This is a genomic window from Paenibacillus sp. NRS-1782, from assembly GCF_050467685.1.
In the GTDB taxonomy this organism is placed as follows: Bacteria; Bacillota; Bacilli; order Paenibacillales; family Paenibacillaceae; genus Paenibacillus; species Paenibacillus terrae_A.
This window is the reverse complement of the sequence record NZ_JBITPH010000018.1, coordinates 23,910-48,228: the sequence shown is the minus strand read 5'-3', so window position 1 is coordinate 48,228 and position 24,319 is coordinate 23,910. Positions and strand designations below refer to the sequence as shown.

26 protein-coding genes and 1 tRNA gene are annotated in these 24,319 nt (G+C 45.8%); 3 read left to right on the top strand and 24 right to left on the bottom strand.

Features of this window, described 5'->3' with window-relative positions; genetic code table 11:
- Positions 1-12 precede the first annotated feature (12 nt).
- The 18 genes from ACIFQM_RS07360 to rpsF form a co-directional block, all read right to left on the bottom strand.
- Positions 13-837 carry an ABC transporter permease gene (locus ACIFQM_RS07360; RefSeq protein WP_025683712.1) on the bottom strand — a complete coding sequence of 275 codons (825 nt, stop codon included), beginning with the start codon at positions 835-837 and terminating at the stop codon, positions 13-15.
- 244 nt (positions 838-1,081) lie between these two features.
- Positions 1,082-2,368: an adenylosuccinate synthase gene (locus tag ACIFQM_RS07355; RefSeq protein WP_430042952.1), complete on the bottom strand. Its 1,287-nt coding sequence runs from the start codon at positions 2,366-2,368 to the stop codon at positions 1,082-1,084.
- A 379-nt stretch (positions 2,369-2,747) separates the two neighbouring features.
- Complete coding sequence (gene dnaB, locus ACIFQM_RS07350; RefSeq protein WP_014278975.1) at positions 2,748-4,106, bottom strand: replicative DNA helicase; 1,359 nt, start codon at positions 4,104-4,106, stop codon at positions 2,748-2,750.
- Between the two features lie 2 nt (positions 4,107-4,108).
- Positions 4,109-4,552: a 50S ribosomal protein L9 gene (gene rplI / locus ACIFQM_RS07345; RefSeq protein ID WP_014278976.1), complete on the bottom strand. Its 444-nt coding sequence runs from the start codon at positions 4,550-4,552 to the stop codon at positions 4,109-4,111.
- On the bottom strand, positions 4,549-6,537 hold the full coding sequence (locus ACIFQM_RS07340; protein ID WP_430042949.1) for a DHH family phosphoesterase: 1,989 nt from the start codon (positions 6,535-6,537) through the stop codon (positions 4,549-4,551). Before ACIFQM_RS07340 ends, rplI begins: the two co-directional genes overlap by 4 nt.
- A gap of 11 nt (positions 6,538-6,548) precedes the next feature.
- Positions 6,549-7,466 carry a DUF2232 domain-containing protein gene (locus ACIFQM_RS07335; RefSeq protein WP_430042946.1) on the bottom strand — a complete coding sequence of 306 codons (918 nt, stop codon included), beginning with the start codon at positions 7,464-7,466 and terminating at the stop codon, positions 6,549-6,551.
- A 5-nt stretch (positions 7,467-7,471) separates the two neighbouring features.
- Positions 7,472-7,774: a MazG-like family protein gene (locus tag ACIFQM_RS07330; protein ID WP_134911781.1), complete on the bottom strand. Its 303-nt coding sequence runs from the start codon at positions 7,772-7,774 to the stop codon at positions 7,472-7,474.
- 121 nt (positions 7,775-7,895) lie between these two features.
- Positions 7,896-8,324 carry a CBS domain-containing protein gene (locus tag ACIFQM_RS07325; protein WP_430065190.1) on the bottom strand — a complete coding sequence of 143 codons (429 nt, stop codon included), beginning with the start codon at positions 8,322-8,324 and terminating at the stop codon, positions 7,896-7,898.
- Between the two features lie 46 nt (positions 8,325-8,370).
- Positions 8,371-9,429 (bottom strand): LCP family protein, encoded by a 1,059-nt coding sequence (locus ACIFQM_RS07320; RefSeq protein WP_430042943.1) that lies wholly within the window; start codon positions 9,427-9,429, stop codon positions 8,371-8,373.
- Positions 9,430-9,675: 246 nt separating this feature from the next.
- Positions 9,676-10,617: a D-alanyl-D-alanine carboxypeptidase family protein gene (locus tag ACIFQM_RS07315; protein WP_430042941.1), complete on the bottom strand. Its 942-nt coding sequence runs from the start codon at positions 10,615-10,617 to the stop codon at positions 9,676-9,678.
- Between the two features lie 178 nt (positions 10,618-10,795).
- Positions 10,796-11,761, bottom strand: a complete 966-nt coding sequence (locus tag ACIFQM_RS07310) for an ABC transporter ATP-binding protein (protein ID WP_430042940.1) — start codon at positions 11,759-11,761, stop codon at positions 10,796-10,798.
- Positions 11,758-12,741 (bottom strand): ABC transporter ATP-binding protein, encoded by a 984-nt coding sequence (locus tag ACIFQM_RS07305; RefSeq protein WP_430042938.1) that lies wholly within the window; start codon positions 12,739-12,741, stop codon positions 11,758-11,760. Before ACIFQM_RS07305 ends, ACIFQM_RS07310 begins: the two co-directional genes overlap by 4 nt.
- 13 nt (positions 12,742-12,754) lie before the next feature.
- A complete protein-coding gene (opp4C, locus tag ACIFQM_RS07300; protein ID WP_430065188.1) occupies positions 12,755-13,678 on the bottom strand; it encodes an oligopeptide ABC transporter permease in 924 nt (307 codons plus the stop codon).
- Positions 13,679-13,689: 11 nt separating this feature from the next.
- A complete protein-coding gene (locus ACIFQM_RS07295) occupies positions 13,690-14,652 on the bottom strand; it encodes an ABC transporter permease (protein ID WP_430042934.1) in 963 nt (320 codons plus the stop codon).
- Between the two features lie 71 nt (positions 14,653-14,723).
- Complete coding sequence (locus tag ACIFQM_RS07290) at positions 14,724-16,457, bottom strand: ABC transporter substrate-binding protein (RefSeq protein WP_430046927.1); 1,734 nt, start codon at positions 16,455-16,457, stop codon at positions 14,724-14,726.
- Between the two features lie 535 nt (positions 16,458-16,992).
- Positions 16,993-17,265, bottom strand: coding sequence for a 30S ribosomal protein S18 (gene rpsR / locus ACIFQM_RS07285; protein ID WP_013312800.1), 273 nt, complete (start codon positions 17,263-17,265; stop codon positions 16,993-16,995).
- A 21-nt stretch (positions 17,266-17,286) separates the two neighbouring features.
- A complete protein-coding gene (gene ssb, locus ACIFQM_RS07280; protein WP_013312801.1) occupies positions 17,287-17,778 on the bottom strand; it encodes a single-stranded DNA-binding protein in 492 nt (163 codons plus the stop codon).
- A gap of 49 nt (positions 17,779-17,827) precedes the next feature.
- On the bottom strand, positions 17,828-18,112 hold the full coding sequence (gene rpsF, locus ACIFQM_RS07275) for a 30S ribosomal protein S6 (protein ID WP_430043933.1): 285 nt from the start codon (positions 18,110-18,112) through the stop codon (positions 17,828-17,830).
- Positions 18,113-18,430: 318 nt separating this feature from the next.
- Between rpsF and ACIFQM_RS07270 the strand changes: the two genes are divergently transcribed.
- Both ACIFQM_RS07270 and ACIFQM_RS07265 read left to right on the top strand, forming a co-directional pair.
- Positions 18,431-18,625: a YjzC family protein gene (locus tag ACIFQM_RS07270; protein WP_430043936.1), complete on the top strand. Its 195-nt coding sequence runs from the start codon at positions 18,431-18,433 to the stop codon at positions 18,623-18,625.
- 368 nt (positions 18,626-18,993) lie between these two features.
- Positions 18,994-19,311 (top strand): hypothetical protein, encoded by a 318-nt coding sequence (locus ACIFQM_RS07265; protein ID WP_430046924.1) that lies wholly within the window; start codon positions 18,994-18,996, stop codon positions 19,309-19,311.
- An 82-nt stretch (positions 19,312-19,393) separates the two neighbouring features.
- On the opposite strand, the gene ACIFQM_RS07260 is transcribed toward ACIFQM_RS07265, so the two are convergent.
- Positions 19,394-19,759 (bottom strand): hypothetical protein, encoded by a 366-nt coding sequence (locus ACIFQM_RS07260; protein ID WP_430046921.1) that lies wholly within the window; start codon positions 19,757-19,759, stop codon positions 19,394-19,396.
- Positions 19,760-19,916: 157 nt separating this feature from the next.
- Between ACIFQM_RS07260 and ACIFQM_RS07255 the strand changes: the two genes are divergently transcribed.
- Entirely contained in the window at positions 19,917-20,129 is a 213-nt protein-coding gene (locus tag ACIFQM_RS07255) for a helix-turn-helix domain-containing protein (protein WP_430043940.1), read from the top strand.
- 193 nt (positions 20,130-20,322) lie between these two features.
- Here ACIFQM_RS07255 and ACIFQM_RS07250 read toward each other — a convergent pair whose 3' ends face one another.
- The 5 genes from ACIFQM_RS07250 to ACIFQM_RS07230 all read right to left on the bottom strand — a co-directional run bounded on the left by ACIFQM_RS07250 (position 20,323) and on the right by ACIFQM_RS07230 (position 24,070).
- On the bottom strand, positions 20,323-20,838 hold the full coding sequence (locus ACIFQM_RS07250; protein WP_430065186.1) for a hypothetical protein: 516 nt from the start codon (positions 20,836-20,838) through the stop codon (positions 20,323-20,325).
- 105 nt (positions 20,839-20,943) lie between these two features.
- Positions 20,944-22,476 (bottom strand): AAA family ATPase, encoded by a 1,533-nt coding sequence (locus ACIFQM_RS07245; RefSeq protein WP_430043945.1) that lies wholly within the window; start codon positions 22,474-22,476, stop codon positions 20,944-20,946.
- 261 nt (positions 22,477-22,737) lie between these two features.
- Positions 22,738-22,828: transfer RNA gene (locus ACIFQM_RS07240), tRNA-Ser, on the bottom strand.
- A 77-nt stretch (positions 22,829-22,905) separates the two neighbouring features.
- Positions 22,906-23,130, bottom strand: a complete 225-nt coding sequence (locus ACIFQM_RS07235; protein WP_430043947.1) for a DUF951 domain-containing protein — start codon at positions 23,128-23,130, stop codon at positions 22,906-22,908.
- Positions 23,120-24,070: a mechanosensitive ion channel family protein gene (locus ACIFQM_RS07230; protein WP_430043949.1), complete on the bottom strand. Its 951-nt coding sequence runs from the start codon at positions 24,068-24,070 to the stop codon at positions 23,120-23,122. Before ACIFQM_RS07230 ends, ACIFQM_RS07235 begins: the two co-directional genes overlap by 11 nt.
- Positions 24,071-24,319: the final 249 nt, after the last annotated feature.

Sequence of the window (24,319 nt, the reverse complement as noted above, 5' to 3'; positions counted from 1 at the left end):
TTACCAATTGCGTTATTTCACCTGGAATCCGCCAGCCAGCACGTCCGCGCTTACGAAACGCCTTGCGGCCAGCAGCAAGATCACCGTGGGCAGAGTCAAAATGACGGAGAATACAGCACCCGTAGTACTCGGATAATCCGCAATAATGGAATACATAATGACAGGCATCGTTTTATAGTCCGGTGTCCCGACGAGCAGCGTTCCCTGCGCCTCATCTAATGAAGCGAGAAATGTAAAGATGGAAGCGACCACAATACCGGGCAGCGCCATGGGGAATGTAATTTTCCAGAAAACCCGTAACGGTCCTGCCCCGGCATCCCGGGCAGATTCCTCTTGAGCACGATGGACGCTGCGGAACGCAGAGGAAGGAATCCAGGTCATGTACATCAGCGTGTTCACCATGTGGATCAATACAATGCCCGTAAAGGTGTTCATCAGCCCGAACTTGTAGAACAACACTGCGATAGACACGTACAATCCCATTTTCGGAAAAGCATGCGTGAGCAAAAATGAAAACAAAAACCACTTGCTAAGCGGAAACGAAATCCGCGCGAAGGCGTAGGCAGCGGGAACACATACGATAATCGAGCACACGGTAACCGTAATGGCGATCAGGAAGGATAGAGATATGGAGCTGAGCACATCATCCTGGGTCAATACAAATTTCCACCATTCCAGTGACAAGCTCTGTGGCAGCGGTGCAGGATACTGCCATTTTCCCGAAACCGCCAGCAGCAACAGGTTGGTCAGAGGCCCCAGGAAAAAAATGACGAAAATCACGAGCACGATGAACTCCATAATTTTGCGTGTGCCAAGTGAGCGAAGATACCAGTTCATAATTCATCCCTCTCAAGACGTCTAGACGTCCGAATCTCTTTCTATCTGGATTATAGAGAGGGTTTGTTATCACAAATCGACATGGGCGATAAGATTTTGTAAAGGGGAGGGAAATCAGAGGAACGGTTTTTACATAAGAAAAGGAGAGGGGGGCTTTTAACAGCCTCTCTCTCCTTGGTCGTGCAGGAATAGCTATACAATTAAATAGGCATAACGCCTTAACAGATAAAACGATTCCGCTGGTTTACAGGTAAATCGGAAGCACTTGGTTCGTTTGGTCACGGTTACGACCAACAGAGAAGATCGCAATTGGAATACCTGTCAGCTCGGATACGCGTTGTACGTAATTACGAGTAGTCTCAGGCAATTCCTCCAGCGTTTTCACGCCAGTAATGTCTTCGCTCCAGCCTGGCAGTTCCTCGTATACGGCCTCGCACTCCGCCAGCATTTTCAAACTAGCCGGATAATGCGTAATCACCTCACCGCGATACTTGTAGCCTGTGCAAATTTTCACCGTTTTCAGACCTGTCAATACGTCCAGCGAGTTCAAGGACAAACCTGTAAGTCCGCTGACACGACGGGCATGACGTACAACCACACTGTCAAACCAGCCAACACGACGAGCACGACCTGTAACGGTACCGTACTCATGACCTGTTTCACGGATGTAATCGCCGATTTCATCATTCAGTTCCGTTGGGAACGGACCGTCACCGACACGAGTTGTGTAGGATTTAGCTACACCGATGACTTGTTGAATCTTGGACGGGCCTACACCGGAACCGATACATACGCCACCAGCCGACGGGTTGGAGGACGTAACGTACGGATACGTACCTTGGTCGATATCGAGCATAACGCCTTGCGCGCCCTCGAACAGTACCTTTTGATTCGCATCAATCGCATCATTCAACACAACAGACGTATCCCCTACATAAGGACGAACAAATTCTGCATACTCCAGGTATTGTTTCAGTATTTCTTCTACATCCAGCGGCTTGCCACCGTATACTTGTTCAATCATTTGATTCTTCTCTTTTGTTTGATGGCGCAGCTTCTTTTCGAATTCCTCTGCATCCAGCAAATCAGCAATACGAATACCATTACGTGCAGCTTTATCCATATAAGCAGGGCCGATCCCTTTACGCGTCGTACCGATTTGGTTAGGTCCTTTGCGGTCTTCCTCCAGCACATCCAACGTGATGTGGTATGGCATAATAACATGTGCACGGTCGCTAATGATCAGATTTTTCGTAGAAAAGCCATTATCGTGAATGTAAGTAATTTCTTCAATAAGAGCGGCCGGATTAACTACCATGCCGTTGCCAATGACACACTTTTTATCTTCATAAAAAACGCCGGATGGAATCAGGCTCAGCTTGTACTTTTTACCGTCAATGAGAATCGTATGACCAGCATTGTTTCCGCCTTGGTAACGGGCCACCACTTCAGCGCTTTCTGCCAAATAGTCCGTAATTTTACCTTTGCCTTCGTCTCCCCATTGTGTTCCCACAACGACTACAGTTGACATGTTTCATTCCTCCGTGGAGTGCCCACAGACACTCTGATTTTGGGCTGACGCGCTGCGTATATCTGACTTCAACCGCCTGAGCGGACAGATATAGAGCGTTCTCGGACAGCAGGAAAAAACGTCCGTCGTAGACATTCCGTAGGTTCGGAAAGCCCCGGGCGTAATGATCTCCCTACTGCGTTGAAGCAGCACTATAAGTGTAACAGCACCATTTTTTAAAGTCAAATAAAAAGCGAACAATATATCACATGAAAATAGTATTGTTCGTAATTGAGAGTTTCGGTCCTTATATGAAAACATATGAGCATGATATGTAAAAGGCCCCTCCGACATCGCGAAAACCGCGTCGAAAGAGCCTTTTTTCAAATATATCATTCCGTTATCCAGCGAACGCATCCGAATGGGCACGCTCATAATTAGCGAATTTATTATAATTTTTGAGAAACACCAGCTCTACCGTACCGACCGGGCCGTTACGCTGCTTGGCAATGATAATCTCAATAATATTTTTCTTTTCCGTTTCCTGATTATAGTAATCATCCCGGTACAGAAACGCGACGATATCAGCATCCTGCTCAATGGAACCGGATTCCCGCAAGTCACTCATCATCGGACGCTTGTCCTGACGCTGCTCTACACCCCGGCTCAACTGGGAGAGGGCGATTACAGGCACTTCAAGCTCACGGGCAATTTGCTTCAAGGTCCGTGAAATTTCGGATACCTCCTGCTGCCGATTCTCGCCCGATTTCCCGCGCCCATGAATGAGCTGCAAGTAGTCGATCACGATCATGCCGAGTCCCTTTTCCGTCTTCAGACGGCGGCACTTGGCACGGATATCCGCAACCGTAATACCCGGCGTATCGTCAATATAGATCTCGGCCTCTGACAAGGCCGCAATGCCCATCGTCAGCTTCGCCCAATCGTCGTCGCCCTTAAAATCACCTGTCCGCATAACGTTCGCGTCTAGATTGGCCTCGGCGCAGATCATCCGCTGAACGAGCTGGGCCGCCGACATTTCCAGACTGAAGATGGCTACCGTCTCCTTCGCCCGAACCGCAACATTCTGCGCAATATTCAGGGCGAACGCCGTTTTACCTACGGATGGACGAGCAGCCACGATGATTAGATCATTGCGTTGGAAACCCGCCGTCATCTTGTCCAAATCAACAAAGCCGGATGGAATCCCGGTCGTATTGCCCTTGTTCTGATGCAGCAATTCGACCCGGTCAAACACTTCCATCACGACATCGCGGATGGCAATAAAGCCGCTGCCCGAGCGCCCGTTGGATATCTCCATAATCTTGCGCTCAGCATCGCTCAGCATACCAGCGACGTCCTCGCCGCCGCTATAGCCTTCGCTCACAATCTGCGTGGCTGCACGAATCAATCGGCGGAGCATCGCCTTTTCTTCAATAATCTGAGCGTAGTAATCCACGTTAGCCGCTGTCGGCACCCCGTGAGCCAGCTTCGCCAGATAGCTGACGCCCCCGATATCCTCCAGCTGACCCTTGTCCTGAATTTTCGAGGTCAGTGTAACCAAGTCTATCGGCTGTCCGGATTCACCCAGCTCAATCATCGCTTCGTAAATCATCTGGTGAGCCTTATCGTAAAAATCCTCGGTCTGCACCCGCTCCATCGCTGTAATCAGTGCTTCGGACTGGAGCAAAATGGACCCGATAACCGCCTGTTCTGCCTCCAGATTTTGCGGAGGAATCCGATCGAAAAATTCGCCGCCCATAATTATTCTTCGGTCACCTGTACCTTCAGCGTAGCTTTGACCTCAGGATGAAGCTTAACGGTCATTTGAGTCACGCCCAACGTACGAATCGGTTCTTCCAGCTCGATTTTGCGTTTGTCCAGCTTAATCCCCGTTGCAGCGACCGCTTCCGCGATTTGCTTGCTTGTAATTGCGCCGAACAGTCGACCGCCTTCACCAGCTTTTGCTTTCAGCTGAACGGTTGTGGATTCCAGCTTTTTGCCGAGTGCCTGCGCCTCTTCTTTTTCCTCTTGCTTGCGCTTTTCCTCAGCAGCGTTCTGGTTCTCCAGCGTCTTCATATTCCCTTCCGTCGCCGGGCGGGCAATACCACGCGGCAGCAGGAAATTCGCTGCGTACCCATCCGATACTTCCTTAATTTGTCCCTTCTTGCCTTGGCCCTTCATATCTTTAATAAAAATCACTCTCATTCAAATAACCCCTCTTCCCCATCAATTTCGGCCAGCACGTCGACCACTCTGCGTTTGGCTTCCTCCAGCGGACAATCCAGCTGGACCGCCGCATTCGTCAGATGTCCTCCGCCGCCTAGCCGTTCCATGACGACCTGTACATTCATGCGTCCGAGTGAACGGGCGCTGATCCCCACCAGGCCGTCAGGACGTTCACTGACCACAAAGGAGGCCAGTACATCCGTCATATTGAGTAATGAATCCGCCACCTGAGCAATCAGAAGCTGCGGTATCTTCTGTCCAGGCTCTGTCACCGCAAGCGCGATGTGCCCATATATCATTTTAGCATGCTTAATAATTTCCGCCTTAGCAATATATTCATCCAGGTCCTCTTTTAACAAGCGCTGGATCATCACTGTATCTGCCCCGCTACGCCGCAAAAAACCGGCGGCTTCAAACGTACGCGAGCCTGTATGCAGGGAAAAATGCTTGGTATCCACCGTAATCCCTGCAAGCAATGATGTCGCCTCCAGCGGCGTCAGTTGAACCTTCTCATGAATATATTGCAGCAGCTCTGTCACCAGCTCACAAGCCGACGACGCATATGGCTCCAGATAAATCAAAACAGAATCGTTAATAAACTCCTCGCCCCGACGATGATGATCTACAACGACCACCCTGCTCGCCGTCTGCACCAATTTTGGCTCAATCGTCATCGAAGCCTTGTGCGTATCCACCACGACCAGCAGGCTGTGCTCGGTCATCAGCTGGAGCGACTGCTCCGGTGTCATGAGCGCTGCCGACAGATTCTCGTCCTTGTTCACCTGCTCCATCATCCGGTCGATGGACGGATTGGATTTATCCAGCACGATGTGCGCCTCTACGTTGTAGAGCGCTGCCGCCTTCCACACCCCGATAGCTGCTCCCAGTGCATCCATGTCCGGTATTTTGTGCCCCATGATCAGCACGCGGTCGCTCTCCTGCATCAGATCACGCAGCGCATGCGCAATGACCCGCGCGCGCACCCGTGTACGCTTTTCGACAGCATTGGACTTGCCGCCGTAAAAAGATAGACGTTGTCCGGCCTTCACCGCCGCCTGGTCGCCACCCCGTCCGAGCGCCATATCCAGACTGGACTGAGCCAGCTCACCCAGCTCCTTGATGCTCTCCGCGCCGAAGGCCAAACCGATGCTCAGTGTCATCGGCACTTTCAAATCGGCCGTCATTTCCCGCACCGTATCCAGAATGACAAATCGACTTTGCTCCAGCTCCTGAAGCGCCTTGTGATTCAGCATGATGAGATAGCGCTCGGATGACAAACGGCGCAAATAAATATTGTACTGGTTCGCCCATGCTGTAATCTCGCTCGACACCTTCGCAATAAGCGCGGTACGCTGCTGATCGTCCATTCCCTGAGCAGCTTCATCCATATTATCAAGCATAACGATGCCGAGCGCCAGCCGCTCGTTCTCATACTGCTTGCGCAGCACCGCCAGCTCCGTTACTTCATACAAATAAATCAGACGCTCATCCAGCACGATGAGGAACTGATAATAGCGCTCATCATGCTGTAGCTCTACCTTTAGCTCACGCACAGGCTCCTTCGTTTCCTTTTTGGCACCCAAAGCTCCTGCTAGCTGGGGAAAGAGGTCCTGGAGCGGCTCGCCTATCAGTGACTGGTCCTCGAACATTTCCCCAGCGAACCGATTGTGCCATTCTACCGTTCGATTTTCGCTGTATAAAATGATGCCGAACGGCAGTGAGCTGACCGCTTCCCCTTCCACCCGCTTGATGCGAAAGGAAAGGCCGCTGATATATTGATTTAGTTCCCGACGGAAATCCAATTCCGTCTTCAGCATCAGCCCGCCGAGCAAGAATGACAGCACCAGTCCCATCACACCCAGTTCCCAGTTATACATGGAAATACATATGACAAGCACCAGCAGCAGTAAAAACGCCCAGACAGTCTGATAGCCGTGCCAGCGTTTTTGTAGAAATTTAGGCATGACTGTTCACCCTATTTCTTTGATCTTGTAATAGCTTCACGCAGCGGAAAGGCCAAATCAATAATACCGATAATGCGGAGTGGCTGGAACACCAGAACGACGAGCGATAGCAGCACCGCGATCACAGGGTGCATGTTACGGCTATGCGTCCAGAAGTAAATAAATCCGATCGTCTGGATAATAAAGCACGCATGAATCAGCGGCAACATACTAACAGAAACCGCCTGAACCCAACTGCTGTCAGAGGACATAGCCACCCACTCAAACACAATCGCCAGCAGGTAATACCAGATGAGCGCGCGTGGCAGTCTCCATTCTCGGGCAGGCTTCATTTTGCGTACAGGCACATCAAGGCTACTCAATGCTGGACGCGTCAGAGCGTGCGTGATCACAGCCAGTAAAAACGAGGTCAGGATCAGCACATATGGAACTTTGCCGATCATCATCGTACCGAGTCTCTGTGTATCTTCTGCTGTCCAATTCATGCCGGGAAGCATCGAATTGCCATTTAAGATTTGCTGTACCAGATTTGCCGATATAGCAGCCTGATCACGAAGATACTGCGAAAGATCAAACCCGAAGGTATACGTAGCGATGAGCAATACAACCAACAACTCGGCTAAAATCACACCCGTTCCGGTCATCAACGCCTGAAAAGCAGGGGCTCCCTTTTTATATACCCGTCCCATTAACAAGGCGGGGATCAGAAAATAAATCGCGGGAAGCAGCAAATATACATCTTGTAGCGCTATAATCAACAGCACCGGTATGACATGAATCAGAAATCCCTTGAAAGGCAGCGATGAAAACAATACAACGCCAGGCACAATCAGCAAAAATACGGTGAAGATTCTTAAGGGTGTCAATAGAGACAGCAGCAGCAGCAAATAAATAACGCTCCATGCTACAGTTGCCAAGCGGAATTTCAAAGTTTTCACCTCTTACGCATATGTTCTTCCAGTGCGGATATGTCCTGATACCAATCCTCCAACTGGTGTCCTTCTTTTCTGTGCTTTCTTAGCTTGTCGATGAGGAGATCATCCAATTCACGGTAAGACACTCCAAGACGTCTTCCCAAAATATAACTGCTCATCATCAGACTCGCCAGACAATCGCCAATGCGGGCTGTACTGCCTTCCCACATCGCTTTAAACAGACGGGAAACCTGTTCAAGCACCTCTGTTTTGAGCCATTCAATCACCTTGGCCCGTTTAACTACATCCAGTTCTTTAGGCATATGATGAAGAGTCACACCCCTCTGAAAAAGCTTTATTCTCCATTATAGCATATCCTATTTTGAAAATAACTGTTACCCCATAGGGTAAATCGTTATTTTCAGAGCAGCTATGCTGCTTGCTTTAGGATGACGAGTTAAGCGATTCTTTCGACACAAATTTTTCACAATATTCAATAATCTGGCTACGGCGGACAATGCCGATGAACCGTTCCATATCATCCACCACAGGTACAAAGTTTTGCACCTTAGCCAAATTAATTAAATCCTCCATATTGGCATCAATAGACACCGGCTTTATCGAAACCCGAAGCGGCACGTCCTTGAGCATAAACTTCGAAGCGTTTTCAAAGGTGATCTTCCCCTCAGATTCCTTCATATGCCACAGCAGATCACCCTCTGTAACCGTGCCGGTATATCTACCTTCCTTATCCAAAATCGGAACCGCCGTGAAACGGTGATACTCCATTCGCTCCAACGTTTGCCGTAAAGTTGCATCCGCGGTGACAAAAGCAACCTCTTGTTTGGGAAGCAAGAAAAAAGCGATATTCATGAGAAAAAAATCCCCCTCAAAATCAATTGTAAAATCAAATGATTACTCACTGAATGTCCTGCTTGTCGGGAAGCTTCAGCGTCTGCGGGGTTGTGCCGGAATCCAGCCAGTTTGCGATCATAAGTCTGGCGTATTCGAGTTCCTGTTCATTGGCCCGGTCATAATACAGGCCCTTCTTCTTGAAACCTTCCCCCGTAATCGTAAAGCTCGAAATTTGTAGTTGCCCCTGCGAAATGGCCTGCTTTCCAAGTCCTGTAATAAAAGCAGGCTCCATGTCCGTCTTTAAATTGGCTCCCATAATATCGAGCAGCTCTGGAATCTTGGAAATCCCGTTGATATTCAGCAGCTTATCCGCCATTGCATTCAGAAAAATTTGCTGCCGTTTGGTACGGTTAAAGTCGCTGTCTTCCCTATATCTAACATAATACATCGCTTCTTCACCATTATAAAGCGGCTTGCCCGCCTCGATGCGGAACTTGATATGCAGCGGATTTTTATTCTCAATCGGCTTATCGATGGGAAGTTCAACCCCGCCCACCGCATTTACAGCATCCTGAATACCTTGAAAATTAATCGTAGCATAATAATCGGCCTTATGCTCCATCAGCTTCTCTACCGTAGCTATGGACATATCCTCGCCTCCGAACGCATAAGCATGCCCCAACTTATCCAAATCATCCTCACCGTCATGATTTGGATCATGTCCGACAATCTGGACATACGTATCCCTTGGAAGGGAAACCAGAAGCACACGCGATTCCGCAGGCCGTACAGCCGCGTAAATAACCGTATCCGAGCGGCCACGCGCCTTCTCGTTAGGCCTTTGGTCCGTACCGAGCAGCAGCACCGAAAACGGCTCCTTCCGATAAGCAACCGGCTCCAGCTGCTTATCTCCCTCCGACTGGCGCGGCTGAAAGGACTTCTCCAGCTTGCTCTCCAACGTCGGAGATACGAACCAGTCAAAGGCCACCAGCGTTAGCTGTTTACGGAACAGATATCCTCCCGCCGCAATCAGAAACAAAACAATACATGAAATATATAGAGCGGTAAACCTTTTTTTATTCTTAGGCTTGCCGCCTGTCCTTCTCCTATGTCTTCTCTCCATAACCGTTTCCTTCCTTCTTTACTTCGATAAATCCCATCTCTTCATTAAACCGGATTTGGCTCTTATGAAGCGGAAACTTCCCCCCCACAGCATAAAAGGTCTGCTACCTTGTTGTCAAAAGTGCCATGTCGTAGTCAGCTCCTCGTCACCACATCCACGCCAAAAAAAGGCTTCGCCCTCACGGTCAAAGCCTTGCTTGATGTTTATAGCCTGTACCCTATGTAGCTTTTACAGTCATTCCTCCACTTAGCGCAAAGTCAGCTTAGCCCAATTTTGCAGCCGTACCGGGAAAGAGGTAGACAGAGCGAAACCATAGTCGAATAGCTTCCGTGTCTGCTTGAAGCGTTCCTCCTTGCTCGGTGCCCCCAGCACTACAGCAACCAGCCTTCTGCCATGCTGTTCGGCTGTACCCGTGAAGCAATATCCCGCATCGCTGGTGTATCCCGCTTTCAGTCCATCCGTTCCTGCGTAAGAGTAGGGTCCCGCCAAGGAAGGCAGCATCCAGTTCGTATTACTAATATAGATGCCCTTATCCTTTAATTCCATCTGCGTACGGCTGGACGTTCTCAAAATTTCTGGATGTGACATAATAAGGTAGGAGGCCAGCTTCGCCGTATCGCTTGCCGTCATTTGCGTTTCTCCCCGAATATTCTCGGGATGGTTAGGACCCAGCTCACTCTGCCCCGCTCCTGACGCGTTGCTGAATCGGCTGTAGGACGTCAATCCAATCTTAGCCGCCTTATCGTTCATACGCTTCACAAAAGCCGGTTCACTGCCTGCTGAGCGCTCCGCCAGTGCCACAGCCGCGTCATTAGCCGAATACACAACCATGCTCTGGAACAGTTCGGACACTGTCAGCCTTTCACCATATCGGAGTGACAGATTTACACCACCTACTGTACTTGCGTAACGGCTGATTTTCACTTCATCATTCCAGCCCAACCGCCCGGCACGAATATCCTCCAGCACCAGCAGCTCGGTCATGAGCTTGGACATATTTGCGGAAGGCATAGGCGTATCGCCATTCACATCCATCAACAATTCTCCCGTCTGCATGTCCATCAGCACCGCGGCTCCTGCATCCACATCCGGCTTACCGACCAGCAGCCTTGGTCCAAGTGTAATAAAAATCAATATAATAAGTACTGGGACCACAATAGCCCAACGTAACCAGTATTTTTTCATCATCGTAATAACCCCCATACTTTATTAGACGATGAAAAATCTATTTTGTCTGCAACTTTTCGAAAAAAAGATTCAATTTTTTTGTTTTTTACATTCCACAGCAAAAAACCCGCCAATTCCTGCTTGCAGGCTGACAGATTTTTAGAAGTCAAATGATTCAAAAAGGCTTTCTACTATGGTTCTAGGCAAAATGACAGGCCACAAAATGCTGATCGCCCGCATCCCGATACGCCGGAATTTCCGTTTTACAACGGGCCTCCGCCATAGGACAACGTGTATGGAACTTGCAGCCTGACGGCGGATTCGCCGGGGAAGGAATGTCCCCTTTTAGCACAATTCGTTGTCTCTTGATCGTAGGATCGGGAATGGGAACCGCCGACAGCAGCGCCTTCGTATACGGATGAAGCGGATTGCGGAAGAGCTCCTCTTTGGAAGTTAACTCCACCATCGAGCCTAGATACATCACACCGATGCGGCTGCATAGGTGCTCGACCACACTTAGATCATGCGAGATGAACAGATACGTCAACTGCCGTTCCTGCTGCAAATCACTTAACAAGTTAATGATCTGAGCCTGAATAGACACATCAAGTGCAGATACTGGCTCATCAGCCACGATAAAATCAGGATTCAAAATCAAAGCCCGCGCAATCCCGATCCGCTGACGCTGACCACCAGAGAACTCATGCGGATACCGATCATAGTGATAGGAGGATAGCCCGCAGATATCCAGCGTCTCGTTCACCTTTTTCCGCAGCTTGCTACGGTCAATCAATCCGTGATCCAGCAGTGCTTCCCCGATGGCTTCACCTACCTTAATTCTCGGATTCAATGAGCTAAAGGGGTCCTGAAAGACAATTTGCAGCTTCGGACGAAGCGCACGAATCTGCTCCTTGCTTAACGCATGCAAGTCCTCTCCCTTGTATCGCACCGATCCCTCTGTCTTATCCATCAGTCTGAGAATCGTACGCCCAATCGTGCTTTTGCCACAACCGGATTCTCCTACCAGACCGAAGGACTCTCCCTTATGGATGGTAAAAGACACATCATCGACCGCTTTCACATGTCCCACGGTACGCTGAAAAATCCCGCCTGTGATCGGGAAATATTTTTTCAGACCTTCCACCTGAATTAAAGGCTCGCTCATACCCGTTGCCCTCCTTCTTCCTCATATAGCCAGCAGGCAACCTTATGACCGTTCTTCTTTTCGTGCAGGGGAGGGGCCTGATCCTTACAGATTTGCATACAATGTGTACACCGATCATGAAAATGACAGTTTTCCTCCAGCTCAATCGGGTTAGGAACCTGACCAGGGATCGAATACAGCCGATCAATCTTCTGATTAATGACGGGCTTCGCCTTCAATAACCCTTGCGTATATGGATGCTGCGGATTCTTGAACAGCTCAATGACGGGGGCCTCTTCAATCACGTTTCCGGCATACATAACGACCACATAATCGGCCATTTCCGCCACGACGCCCAGATCATGCGTAATCAGCATAATGGACGTTTTGAGCTTATCCTTCAAATCCCGCATCAGATCGAGGATTTGCGCCTGAATCGTAACGTCCAGTGCCGTTGTCGGTTCATCCGCAATCAGCAGCTTCGGATTACAGCTCAGTGCGATAGCAATCATGATCCGCTGGCGCATACCACCGCTCAGTTCATGCGGGTACGAATGAAATATTTCCTCCGGACGCGAAATACCCACCAGATTGATCAGCTCAATCGCCCGGGTACGTGCTTCCTTTTTACTCATTAAGGTATGCATCAGCAGCGGCTCCGTAATCTGTTCTCCAATGGTGAGAACGGGATTCAACGAAGACATCGGCTCCTGAAAAATAATTGAAATGTCATTGCCGCGAATTTGCTGCATCTGACCTTTATTCAGCGTTAACAGGTTTTTGCCCTCAAACCAGATTTCACCGTCCGAGGTATGGGGGGAATCAATCAGCCGCATCATCGTCATGGCCGTTACACTTTTGCCACAGCCCGATTCTCCTACCACACAGAGCGTTTCACCCTCACGTATTTTAAAACTGACGTCATTGACCGCTTTGACAGTTCCGCTAGAGGTATGAAAGTGGGTTTTCAGGTTACGAAATTCAATCAAAGCATTTTCCATAAACGTTCGTCTCCTACTTCTTCATTTTAGGGTCCAGTGCATCGCGCAAACCGTCGCCAATCAGGTTAATCGCTACAACCGTAATCAAAATACACATTCCTGGTGGAACCCATATCCAAGGCCGTTTGCGGAAGTCGATCAGATTGTTCGCAGCCGAAATCATATTTCCCCACGAAGGTGTGGGCGGCACAACACCGATTCCCAGATAACTGAGCGCTGACTCCGTGATAATCGCCCCGGCCACCCCGAGCGTAGCCGTTACAATAATCGTAGGAATCGTATTCGGTAGCAGATGACGGAATATTTTGCGGCTGTCTCTCAAGCCGAGCGCTTCCGTCGCTTGCATGAACTCCTGCTCACGCAGCGTAAGAATTTGCCCCCTAACCAGACGGGACAAGCTCGTCCAGCTCAAGACCCCGATAATGAGCATCAGAAAATAAATCCGGTTCGCTGGATCGACCTTCAAATCGGACAGAACGGCGCCTAAAATAATCAACAGCGGCAAGGTAGGCAATGCCATAAAAATATCGGCAATCCGCATAATGATCGTATCCACGCCCTTGCGATAGAAACCTGCCAGTGCACCCAACGTCGCACCGATCATGACCGAAATAAACGTGGCCACCAGCCCCACCGTCAACGAAATACGGCCAGCCAGCATCGTACGCAGCAAAATATCTCTGCCAAACTTATCCGTACCGAGCCAGTATTGGGCATTCGGGGCAAAATTTTTGTCAGATAGCTTGTAATCATCCAGATGATAAGGTGAAATCATCGGTCCAAATGTGCAAATAATCACCATAAGAATCAATATAATGAGTCCAGCTAAAGCCAAATGGTTCTGGTTAAAACGGCGAACGGCGATTCTCCATGGAGACGCTTCAGGACGGATCGCCGCCTTTGGATTGGTTACAATCGTGACTGTTTCTGCGGGCAATAGTATCCCTCCTATTTCAAGCGAATTCTTGGATCTGCCATACCGTACAATACATCCGAGAGCAAATTACCGATGAGCGTAAGGAGCGCCAGGAAAATGGTGAAGCCCAGCATGAATGGATAATCCCGCATACTTATGGACTCCAGATATACCTGACCCACACCCGGCCACACAAACACCTTCTCCAAAATCATCGCCCCACCAAATAAGGCGGGAAGCTCAAAGCCGAGCAGCGTGATCGCTGGAATCAGTGCGTTGCGCAGAGCATGCTTGAAAATAACCGTCCGTTCCTTCAAGCCCTTAGCGCGTGCGGTGCGAATATAATCCTGACGAATCACCTCCAGCATACCTGTACGGAAATACCGCGTCAGACTGCCTGTGCTCAGCATTGTAAGCACGAGCGTTGGCAGGAACATGTGCTTGAGAACATCCACAATATAAGCCCATGAGCCTGACTCCATCCCTGCAGTTGTCATGCCGCCAACCGGAAGGATACCCCATTCCAGTGCAAATATTTTGATCACCAAAAGACCGATAAAGAAAGACGGCAGCGACATACACAAAAATATGAATAGCGTGACGAACTTATCGAATAACGAGTATTGGAACTTTGCTGAAAATACCCCGGCAACAACCGCAATCAGCCAGCTAAAAATAAGACTGAAAAAAGCGATAATAAAAGAGTTCCATACATAATTGCCAATGACCTTCGTTACTGGCTGCTTATGCTGTAATGAGTCCCCCATATTCCCCTTCAGCATATTCCCCGCCCATATAAAATAGCGTTGGTACTCCGGCTTATCCAACCCGTAGATATGTCGTAGCTGCTGTGCCTTTTCGGCGGTCATATTCGGGTTCTGCTTGGCTGTAATATAATCACCCGGCACCATGGCTGAAATCGCAAATACGATAATGGATATGCCAATGAGTGTGGGGATGAGTTGCAGCAGTCTTCGAATAATATACTGCTTCATAGTCATTCCTCCAGACAAATAAAGAAGTGATATGCCCAGCCCGTGAGAGCTGAGCATACGATTGGCAATCCTTATTGAGCGAGCTGAGCGTTATACAGACTGAATTCAAAATCCTTGTATGGTGTAATTTCTAAGCCGGATACACGTCCATTAACTGGCCACATATCTCTGCGCTGATACATAAAGATGGCTGGCAAATCCTTGTTCAGCTCTTGATACAGCTCCTTGTAAATCACTTTTCGTTTCTCCTGATCCAATTCCTTTTTACCCGCAATCGTCAGTTCATCGACCTTTTTATTGGAGTAGCCAACATCATTTTGTGAGCCGTTGGTCAGGTAGACCGTTGTATCTGGATCAGGTGTCAATCCCCAAGCGGCAAAGAACATATCGAACTTGCCCGTATCTTTTTTATCCATAATCGCGTTAAAATCCAGTGTTTCAGAATTCAGCTTAATGCCCAGTTCCTTGTAGTTTTTGGACATAATCGGCAGCAAGGCCTCTACTACTGGATTATCCGCAGTCGCTGAGAAGTTAATGGTAAACTTTTCACCATCCTTCTCACGGATACCATCCGCTCCAGCCTTCCAGCCAGCCTCATCCAGCAGAGCCTTTGCTTTAGCGGTATCAAACTCATATTTGTTAATGCCCTCATCCGTATAAGACCAGGCTTCTGTAGACTGTGGAATGTTGATGACGTTCGCGTACGGACCGTACACCCCTTCCACAATCTCCTTCCGATTCAAACCGATGGTCAAAGCTTGGCGTACCTTGGGGTCCTGAAATTTCTTTTCTTTGTGATTAAATGCAATATATCCGTAGCCGTTGGTCGGCATAATATTCACGTCCAGGAAGCCTAGAGACTTCAATTCTTCTACGTTATCTTCTGTAACCGTAATATTGTCTATATCCGTTTCACCCGTTTGCAGCATAGACAAGTTGGTTTCGTCTGTCGTCGTTTTGAAAATAACCGTTTTCACCTTCGGTGCGCCCTTGAAGTAGTTGGGATTGGCTTCAAGCACGACTTGTTGACCCGGGGAGAAGCTTTTCAGCACATACTGCCCAGAGCCGACAGGCTTATTATTGAGCGCCTTGATGCTGTCCAGGCTGCCCTTTTTGAAACCTTTTCCGTAATAAGCTTCTGGCATGAAGTATTGCTCACCCAGAAAATCCTTTGTATAAGCTGTTGCTTCTGTAACGGTTACCTCAACCGTATTATCATCAATGACCTTGATACCGGAAATATCATTCGCCTTGCCATCGTGATATTCTTTACCTCCTTTAATCTTAAAAGATAAAACATCGGTTTCTCCATCGTAATTCGGATCATGCAGTACCTTGAGAACAAAAGCATAATCCTTCACCGTTACTGGTGTCCCGTCACTATACTTCAAGCCTGGCTTCAGGTGGAATGTGTATTTCAAGCCATCCTGAGATACATCAATCTTGTCAGCCAAGCTATTTTCGTATGTACCATCCGCTTTCACCTGTAAAAAGGAATCAAATACCGTTCTGACTACATATAGATCGTAAGTTGTTTGCCAGAACAACGGGTTAAATACCCCTTTAGGTGATACCATACCTACCACAATGTTATCCTTCCGGTTCGTAGCACCAGGCGGATTTTGCGTCAGATCACTTGCTTTAATAACACCCTCTGTGACTTGTGGACTGCCTTCTTTTCCCTCTGTTTTATTACCCTTATCGCCCGGCTGTGCTTCATTAGCACCTCCGCTACATCCTGCAAACAGAACACCAACGATCGTAAGTACCATAAGCAAAGAAACCCATTTCTTCGTTTGCACCATTCTGTTCATCCCCCTTAGTCGGTTTTTTTATTTAACAGCCTGTCTCATTCCTGCGTTGATTCGTTAAAGCTTAAGGTTTAAAAATGATAGCTATGCATCCTCCTTACCGTTACCAATGATAGCGTAAACACGTGTTTTAGACCTTTGGTCAATTTAGAGTGCTGACAACCATTATATTTTTATTATGGCTTATCTTAAGTGTAAAATAATATCACGTCAACATCTTTTTTGTGTGCTATAAAAAATGAAAACTATCTATTTTGTAAGGTTTATGAATTTTATTTCGAAAAATTACCGGTGATATAAGTTTTCATGTAACATAAAATAACATTCCAGAAATCTAAATGTATACTCTGGCGAGTTGGGGGAACATGCGATCACAAATACGACTAGAAAAGCCGAGCTACGCATAATGGTTAAACATGGATTGTATTATTAGTAAGTTACAATACATGGGACTTGTTGTCAATAAGAAAAATCATAAAAGAGGCGCTCCCGATTTCGGGAGCGCCTCTTTTTCTCTTCCATGAAACTACTATTCAGTAGTGTAAGGAAGCAATGCGATTTGACGGGAACGTTTAACCGCAATTGTCAACATACGTTGATATTTCGCGCTTGTTCCAGTCACACGACGAGGAAGAATTTTTCCACGTTCGCTGATGAATTTTTTAAGCAGGTCTGTATCTTTATAGTCAATGTGAGTAATTTTGTTCACAGTGAAGAAACATACTTTACGACGTTTGTTGCGACCACCACGACGAGCTGGTCTTTTGTTATCGTCTCCGCCTTCTCTTTGTCTGAAGCCCATTCTTTGTCAGTCCTTTCCCAATTAAAATGGTAGATCATCATCCGAAATATCGATCGGTTTTCCGTCATCGGAAAAAGGATCCTGATTGTTTCGCGAGTTATTATTCCCGCGTCCACTATTGCTGTTACCGCCTCCGAAAGGAGACTCCTCACGCGCAGCTCCACCGCTATTGCCGCCACCGTTACCGCCATCGCGGTTAGATTCCAGGAACCGTACATTATCAGCTACAATTTCAGTCACGTATACACGTTTTCCTTCATTGTTCTCATAATTACGTACCTGAACACGGCCTTCAACAGCCGTTAAACGACCTTTGCGAAGATAGTTAGCACATGTTTCAGCAAGCTGACGCCAGGTTACGATCGGCAAGAAATCCGCTTCCCGTTCGCCGCCTTGACTCGTAAACGGACGGTCTACAGCCAGGGTGAACTGGGTTACTGCTACACCAGACGGTGTATAGCGCAGCTCCGGATCTTTGGTCAAACGACCGATCAAAATGACACGGTTCAACAATCCAATCCCCTCCTTTGAGCGTTGTTCATTACATAATCACGTACAATAATTAAGCTACGTCGTTCGTAATGAGATAACGAATTACTTCGTCAGAAATTTTCATGAGACGCTCAAACTCAGCAACTACAGCAGGTTCTGCTGTGAAGTTTACCAGAACGAAAGAACCATCACGGAATTTCTTGATCTCATACGCAAGACGACGTTTAGTTACATCGTGACTCGTAATTTCGCCACCGCCGTTGGAGATGATACCTTGGAATTTATCGACTGCCGCTTGAACAGCTTCTTGTTCAATGTCAGGACGAATAATGTACATCACTTCATATTTGCGCATTCTTTACACCTCCTTATGGACATAAGGCCCCCAATCTCAGTTGAGAGCAAGGAACGAGCCTAAACTCGCACTAAAACAGTTTACCAAATCCAACAACTGATTGCAACCAGCAATTGAGTTCATGTGCTGTAAATCAGCAATATTAGCTCCCTGCATTCCATTCTTTGCGATTTTAAATGTACGGTAGGATTTATCTATATATTAGGGAAGAATTCGATTTTCTGACATTCAGTGTGCTTGTTCCCGGATGTTTCTGCTCATATCGGCGCACAATAACTGTTGCAGTTCAAATCCATGTAGTAAAGGAGGAACAACCTTATGGGTGAAAAAACCGAATTCGAGCCAGGTGACAAAGCGCCAAATGACGGCGTATATATGGAAGTGGGAGAAAAAAGCTTTCACACCGAAATTCAAGACCCGCAGCAAGTGACACTGGAAAGAGGCGAATCATTTCCAGAGACGACCAACCATAATCGCAAATGGAAGAAAAAAACGAAAGCCCGCGTTCATTAATGTGTATATTTCTTCGGAATCCGGGCCATATTATGATTAGGCGATACAACAGAGAGGTGTGGTTCCGTTGGATGACGTAGCCGGACAAACTGTTAGGAGATCCATTCCGGGCATTAGAAGCGTTAGGTTTGTGTAAAAGGACTCTGTCTTTTCAACACTGGTATTGCTTGTCAGTACACCGAGTTTTGTGATGTGATTGGACAGATCGTATCCTGTTAAAAATGTAGCGCCTACGATGGAGGACCTTTGAGGTCCTCCTTTGTTGTATGATCGGACTTTTTGCATATACTGGTAAAATGCAGATTAATCTGGCTCCTTCTGCTAGAATATATCCAAGTACAAAGACCTACTATTATGGAGGTTTTAAGATGAGTTATTCTCGAATATTAAAGTGGATATCAGGTATATTCGAATTGGTGCTTGCTGTACCGATTGTAGGAGGAGCTATTGTCGTGGGGACCGGTTACTCCGCTCTGGGATTCATGCTTATCCTGCATGCAGTAACACTCATTCTGTCGTTGCGCAATCAGGAAGCGATCTACGGCTCTGTATGGGGAGTACTCACTTCTTTGCTGGCTTGGATTCCCGTAGTGGGCTGGATTCTACATTTGATCGCAGCCATCCTACTGATGATCTCCGGCTCAAAAAAAACAAAACGCTATAACTACCCGCCGAACCAGCTATAACAACAAAATATGCTCCTGACGGTACTTATTTTCCTGCTGTCAGGGGTATTTTTTTGCTGTAATGACACCTCATAAGAACATCCTAACCCTTGTCTTTTACAAGATTCAGTTGTATGTCTCCCCTTCCTTGTAGACACAGTAATTCATCGAACAGAAAAGTAAGCCCGAACTTGTCCCTCCAGCTTCTGATGATGTCAGTTACTACCTCCATCAAATCACGCCGAATCCCCACTGCCAGTTGTAGTCCTGCACTATCTCCATCGATGAACAATTGTGTATGCTCCGGCTGACCTAACTTGCGAACCTGACGCAGGCATAGCACACCATTGTCCAGATAGAAGAAGTAGCATCCTTTATAAAGTACTCCCTCGAATATCTCATACATATGCGGCAAATCATACGGCCCGTATACCATCGAAGCCCATTCCAATCCCAACGATTTACTCATACATCCGTCCTCCTTTTCTTCCTCTAAACGCCTTAGCTCCTAAAATAATAGGGACTATTTTTTAATTCGTACGCTTATACGTACAACATTTATCTTTATTATATTGTACGCTTATGAGTACAGTCAGGTTTTTGAAATAAAAATAGGAGTGTGTGGAATGAAGGTAAAAGTAATGCTTGGTGAGTTGATCAAAGTGAGGGGGATTTCTCTAAACGAATTATCTCACAAGACTGGTGTCCGCAGAGCGGCACTATCTGAACTTGCGAACGAGAAGAGAGAAAACATAAACTTCAAGCATATTGAAGAAATCGCAGATGCATTAGACATTACGGACATCCGTGAAATAATCACACTTGTAGACGAGGAGTAATACAAAAACCTCGTCAAATTTGACGAGGCCTATCCATTGAAAATGAGCTAAGGTAGAGTGTCGCTTTCACCATCTCTTTTAAGACCACTTGGGCGTGTTAACTGGCTGTTTCCTTCCTACAATAGTCAATAAACAATTTAAAAGTACATCTCTTCCTCTAGTCGATATAAAAATTAAACTTTGAGTACTCAATTTAAATATGAACTGATCCAACCCCTACATTATCATCTAATATCAAATTAATTTTATGATGAGTGAAATCATTTCCAAAAATAGTTATATTCTCAGCTTCCCATTCTAATGTTTCTGTTTCTTTTACTCCTAGGAAATTTTTCTTAGCTATTGGACTGGTTGGATTTATGCTTTTTTTTGCTTTGATTGCCCTGATTTGATCTTCCATATCAGAATGTACAAAACCAGTAAAATATTCTATTTCAGTAACATTCCTAATACCTAACGAAGATAGAAATGATAGCGCCCTCAGCGTAGCACCTCTAAATTGAGCCCTCACATCTGTTGTCCATTTATCAGGGTTAATTGTGCGTTTAAGTTCCATAATGTAAATTTTACATTGAGACTGATTTAAGGTACTAATCTCAATGATCACTCCGTCAGCACAACGGCTATTTTTTGTGTAAGCAAGCCAAGAAGTATTAGTTTCCTGAAGCAATCTTATAAACTCTCTATCTTCAACTGAATCGAATATCACTGTAACCTTAGCTTTCCCACTATCTGATGTCTCATCAACCTGTAATTCTGTTCCGTTGATTACTTCATAAAATTCACTCTTTATTCTGCTAGATCGTAATCAATTTTAACCATCCACTTCACCTATGTTTTGGATTTTGCTTGTTTCAATTAGTAGCCTTTCAAGGACATTATTGAATGTCGGTATAACATAACCATATGGTCCTAATTCAATTTCCTCCACAATTGTTTTCCCATCCTTTGACTTAAACTGATAACATGAGGAGTAGGATACGTCTTTTAAGGTATCGACTTCTTCATAACCAAGCTCTCGAAATAGCTCCTCTTTTTTTGAATGTTGCGAAAGAGTAAGCAAATTGTTAACCTGCTGCGCAAAACTATCACTATGCGTAGTTAACCAAACAGATTTCCCTTTATTTATTAGTCTAAAAAACAATCGCACTAATTCCAGTTGCTTTTTCACATGCAAATGTGACTCAGATTCTTCAATAATGAATAGCTCTGGATCATATTGCGAGGCTAGAAAAATTGATATTGGCGCAAGTTCAGCTACTAATGATGATGTTACTTGTAAAGGTAATCCTTCTTTTGAATCAGCAGGGGTAAAACGATAGTTATTGGCTTGGTCTAGAATGACCCTACCTTGAAAAACATTTTTATTTAAAAATTCTAATTCATCTAAATATGCTTCTTGCTGATCATCTATATATATCTCTGATAATTTCTCTAAAAAGTCCTGAACAGGTTGAGTTAATCTAAGATTTGATCGCTGACTTTCACCATAAAATTCTTCTCTCTCTGATACATTCAAAAATTTATCTTTTAACTGAGCTCTCATGTTCTTTCTTTCATTTCCAAGGATCGTTTGATAAGTATACATAAAACCTGTTCTTGAAGCAGGAAAATAAATTGGATCAAAAAAAGTTCTTCTTCTAAACGCAGTTAATTTTCCGACAAATGGTTGCCTGATTTTTGGGGGAATGGAGTAGTCTCGGCATACTAAAGTTTCAATAATCCTAAGCAGCACAGATCTAGACAATGAATCCCAGTTATCTTCTTTAGGAAATGCAAAAGTGGCTATATTCTCAGTTTCATTATTGCTTTGGAGCATCAATTTGAAACTATACATTTCACTCGGTACTTCAGCAAAGTTTTCTTCTTCAGAGTCAGATTCTTTAATTGGTTGGAATGTAATAACTTTCTTAATTTCAGCTTCAAGCTTAAATTTAAGATAAAAGTCTCTGCTAACTTCTAAATGCCCGATACGTATCGGATAATTAAAAATAGTATTAACTAACCACTCTTTTTTAGCATACAATAGCTTGTTCAGGATATTCATTAAACGAATTTGAATATCTTCGTTGATTTCTATACTGTGTATTTCATCGCCTTCTTCAAAATTAATACCCTTTATCTTATTTTCCAGTTCATTCAATAGTTGAATAAAGTTTTGGTCATCTTTCAATATATCTAACCGTATCATTGGCTTTACATGAATAAAAATCCCCCATAGTAATTGTAAAATATAACTTTTCCCACTATTATTCTCCCCTACAAACATCATAAAAGGAGTTATTTTAATATCCGCTTTACTGATTTTCCCAAAATCCTTCACCTTTAATGTCCAAGAATTTATCATATCCAACCTCCTTATTTTTTAGTGTAAGGATTTAACATAACTCAAGGTTTATTGCTCAGTATCACCATAAAGATTGAATCAAGTCAAAATTAAAACAAAAGATTAATCTAATTATACAGAAATATATAATGAAACACCAAGGTACTGTATTTATACCATTACTTCTTTAGTAAATATGATGACAACGTCTCAAATCCCTGACTTTCTATAGCAAAAATCCCTCTACATTCAAGTAGAGGGATTAAATCTCATCTAAATTAGTGGCGGAAAGAGTGGGAGTCGAACCCACGCACGCCTTGCGACGCCTAACTGATTTCGAGTCAGCCCCCTTAGACCTCTTGGGTACCTTTCCGCAGCAAGGATTATTATATCATCATTGTGCCCATGATGCAAGTTCATTGTTACCCAAAATCACTCAGCTGCCCCGGCTCAATTCGTTTCCGAATGCTGCCCGTCAGCGTTAGCTTTTGAACGCAGCACCTTCTTCATATTCTTTTCGAACTTGGCACGCGGAATCAGCACACTGTGCTGGCAGCCGACACATTTGATTCGAATATCCATCCCCATACGGATAATTTCCATTTCATTCGTTCCGCAGGGATGGGGCTTCTTCATCTGCACAATGTCCCCCAGTTCAAACAACTTACGCTCCACCCTTCTCTCCCCCTTTTCTTTCTTGCTCGTCTTCCTTCTCCAGAGTTACCGCCGTCTCCAGCGCGGTCTGACGATGTGCCTCATCCTCTAGGGCCTTCTTAATGTTATTCTGAATATCACGTTCTACCGCAGCCCCTGTATTCGGCATACACTCCGCCACAACACGCACAATATACTCTGATGTCGTCATCGACTGAACCCCCAGAACATCCGGTATATTCAGCACCTGCACATTGGACTCTTCAATGCCATGGATCGCTTGCTTTACCAAACCAACAGCTTCCTCCAGAGTACGTTCCGCCTTCATCGGTACATCCACCACCGCCAAGGAATTGGACATGGAAAAGTTTGTAACCGTTGTAATGGAACCGTTAGGTAAAATGTAAACCTCCCCTTTCCAGCTCACCAGCCTGGTTGTACGCAGCCCAATCACTTCTACTGTACCTTTGTAGGTTCCTGTTTGAATAACGTCTCCTACAGCAAACTGATCCTCAAAAATGATAAAGAACCCGGTAATCACATCCTTAACCAGGCTCTGTGCCCCAAAACCAACGGCCAACCCAAGCACCCCGGCTCCGGCAATCAGAGGCCCGAGATTAATGCCCATTTGAGACAATACCAGCATAATCAGAATGAAATTGAATACGATATTGGTTACATTTTTCAGCAGTTCTCGTACGGTTGTTAGACGCCTGGTATTCAATTGGAACCTGCTGTTCTCTCCCTTTTGCTGCATCGACTTATCTATAATTTTATTAATAACGCGAATAAAGATACGTGTGATGATAAAAATAATAGCGATCTTCAAAACCACAAACAACATAGTCGACCACATCGCACTATCTGAAAGCCATTCCCATACAACATCCTTCCAGTGCATCGCATCCTTCACAACAGCAGCCGTCCCTGTATTGTTCTCCAACCAACGCATTAAGATCATTCAGTTGCTCCTCCTTACACAAGAGACACTCTTCTGGTTTCCCACATTCTATTGTCTACTACATAAGCCCATCTACTGGTTTCATTCATTTTGCTATGAATAATCTACTTCGCCGAGTATAAAACGCCAAACTTATCCATATACTAGCTACTATCTTGAGAATAATGGTTACCCGCAGGCTAATTGTTATTCTCTAAGGCAGTTTACTGCTGGTTTCATCTCTGATCAATTGCTATACCAACGCTAACG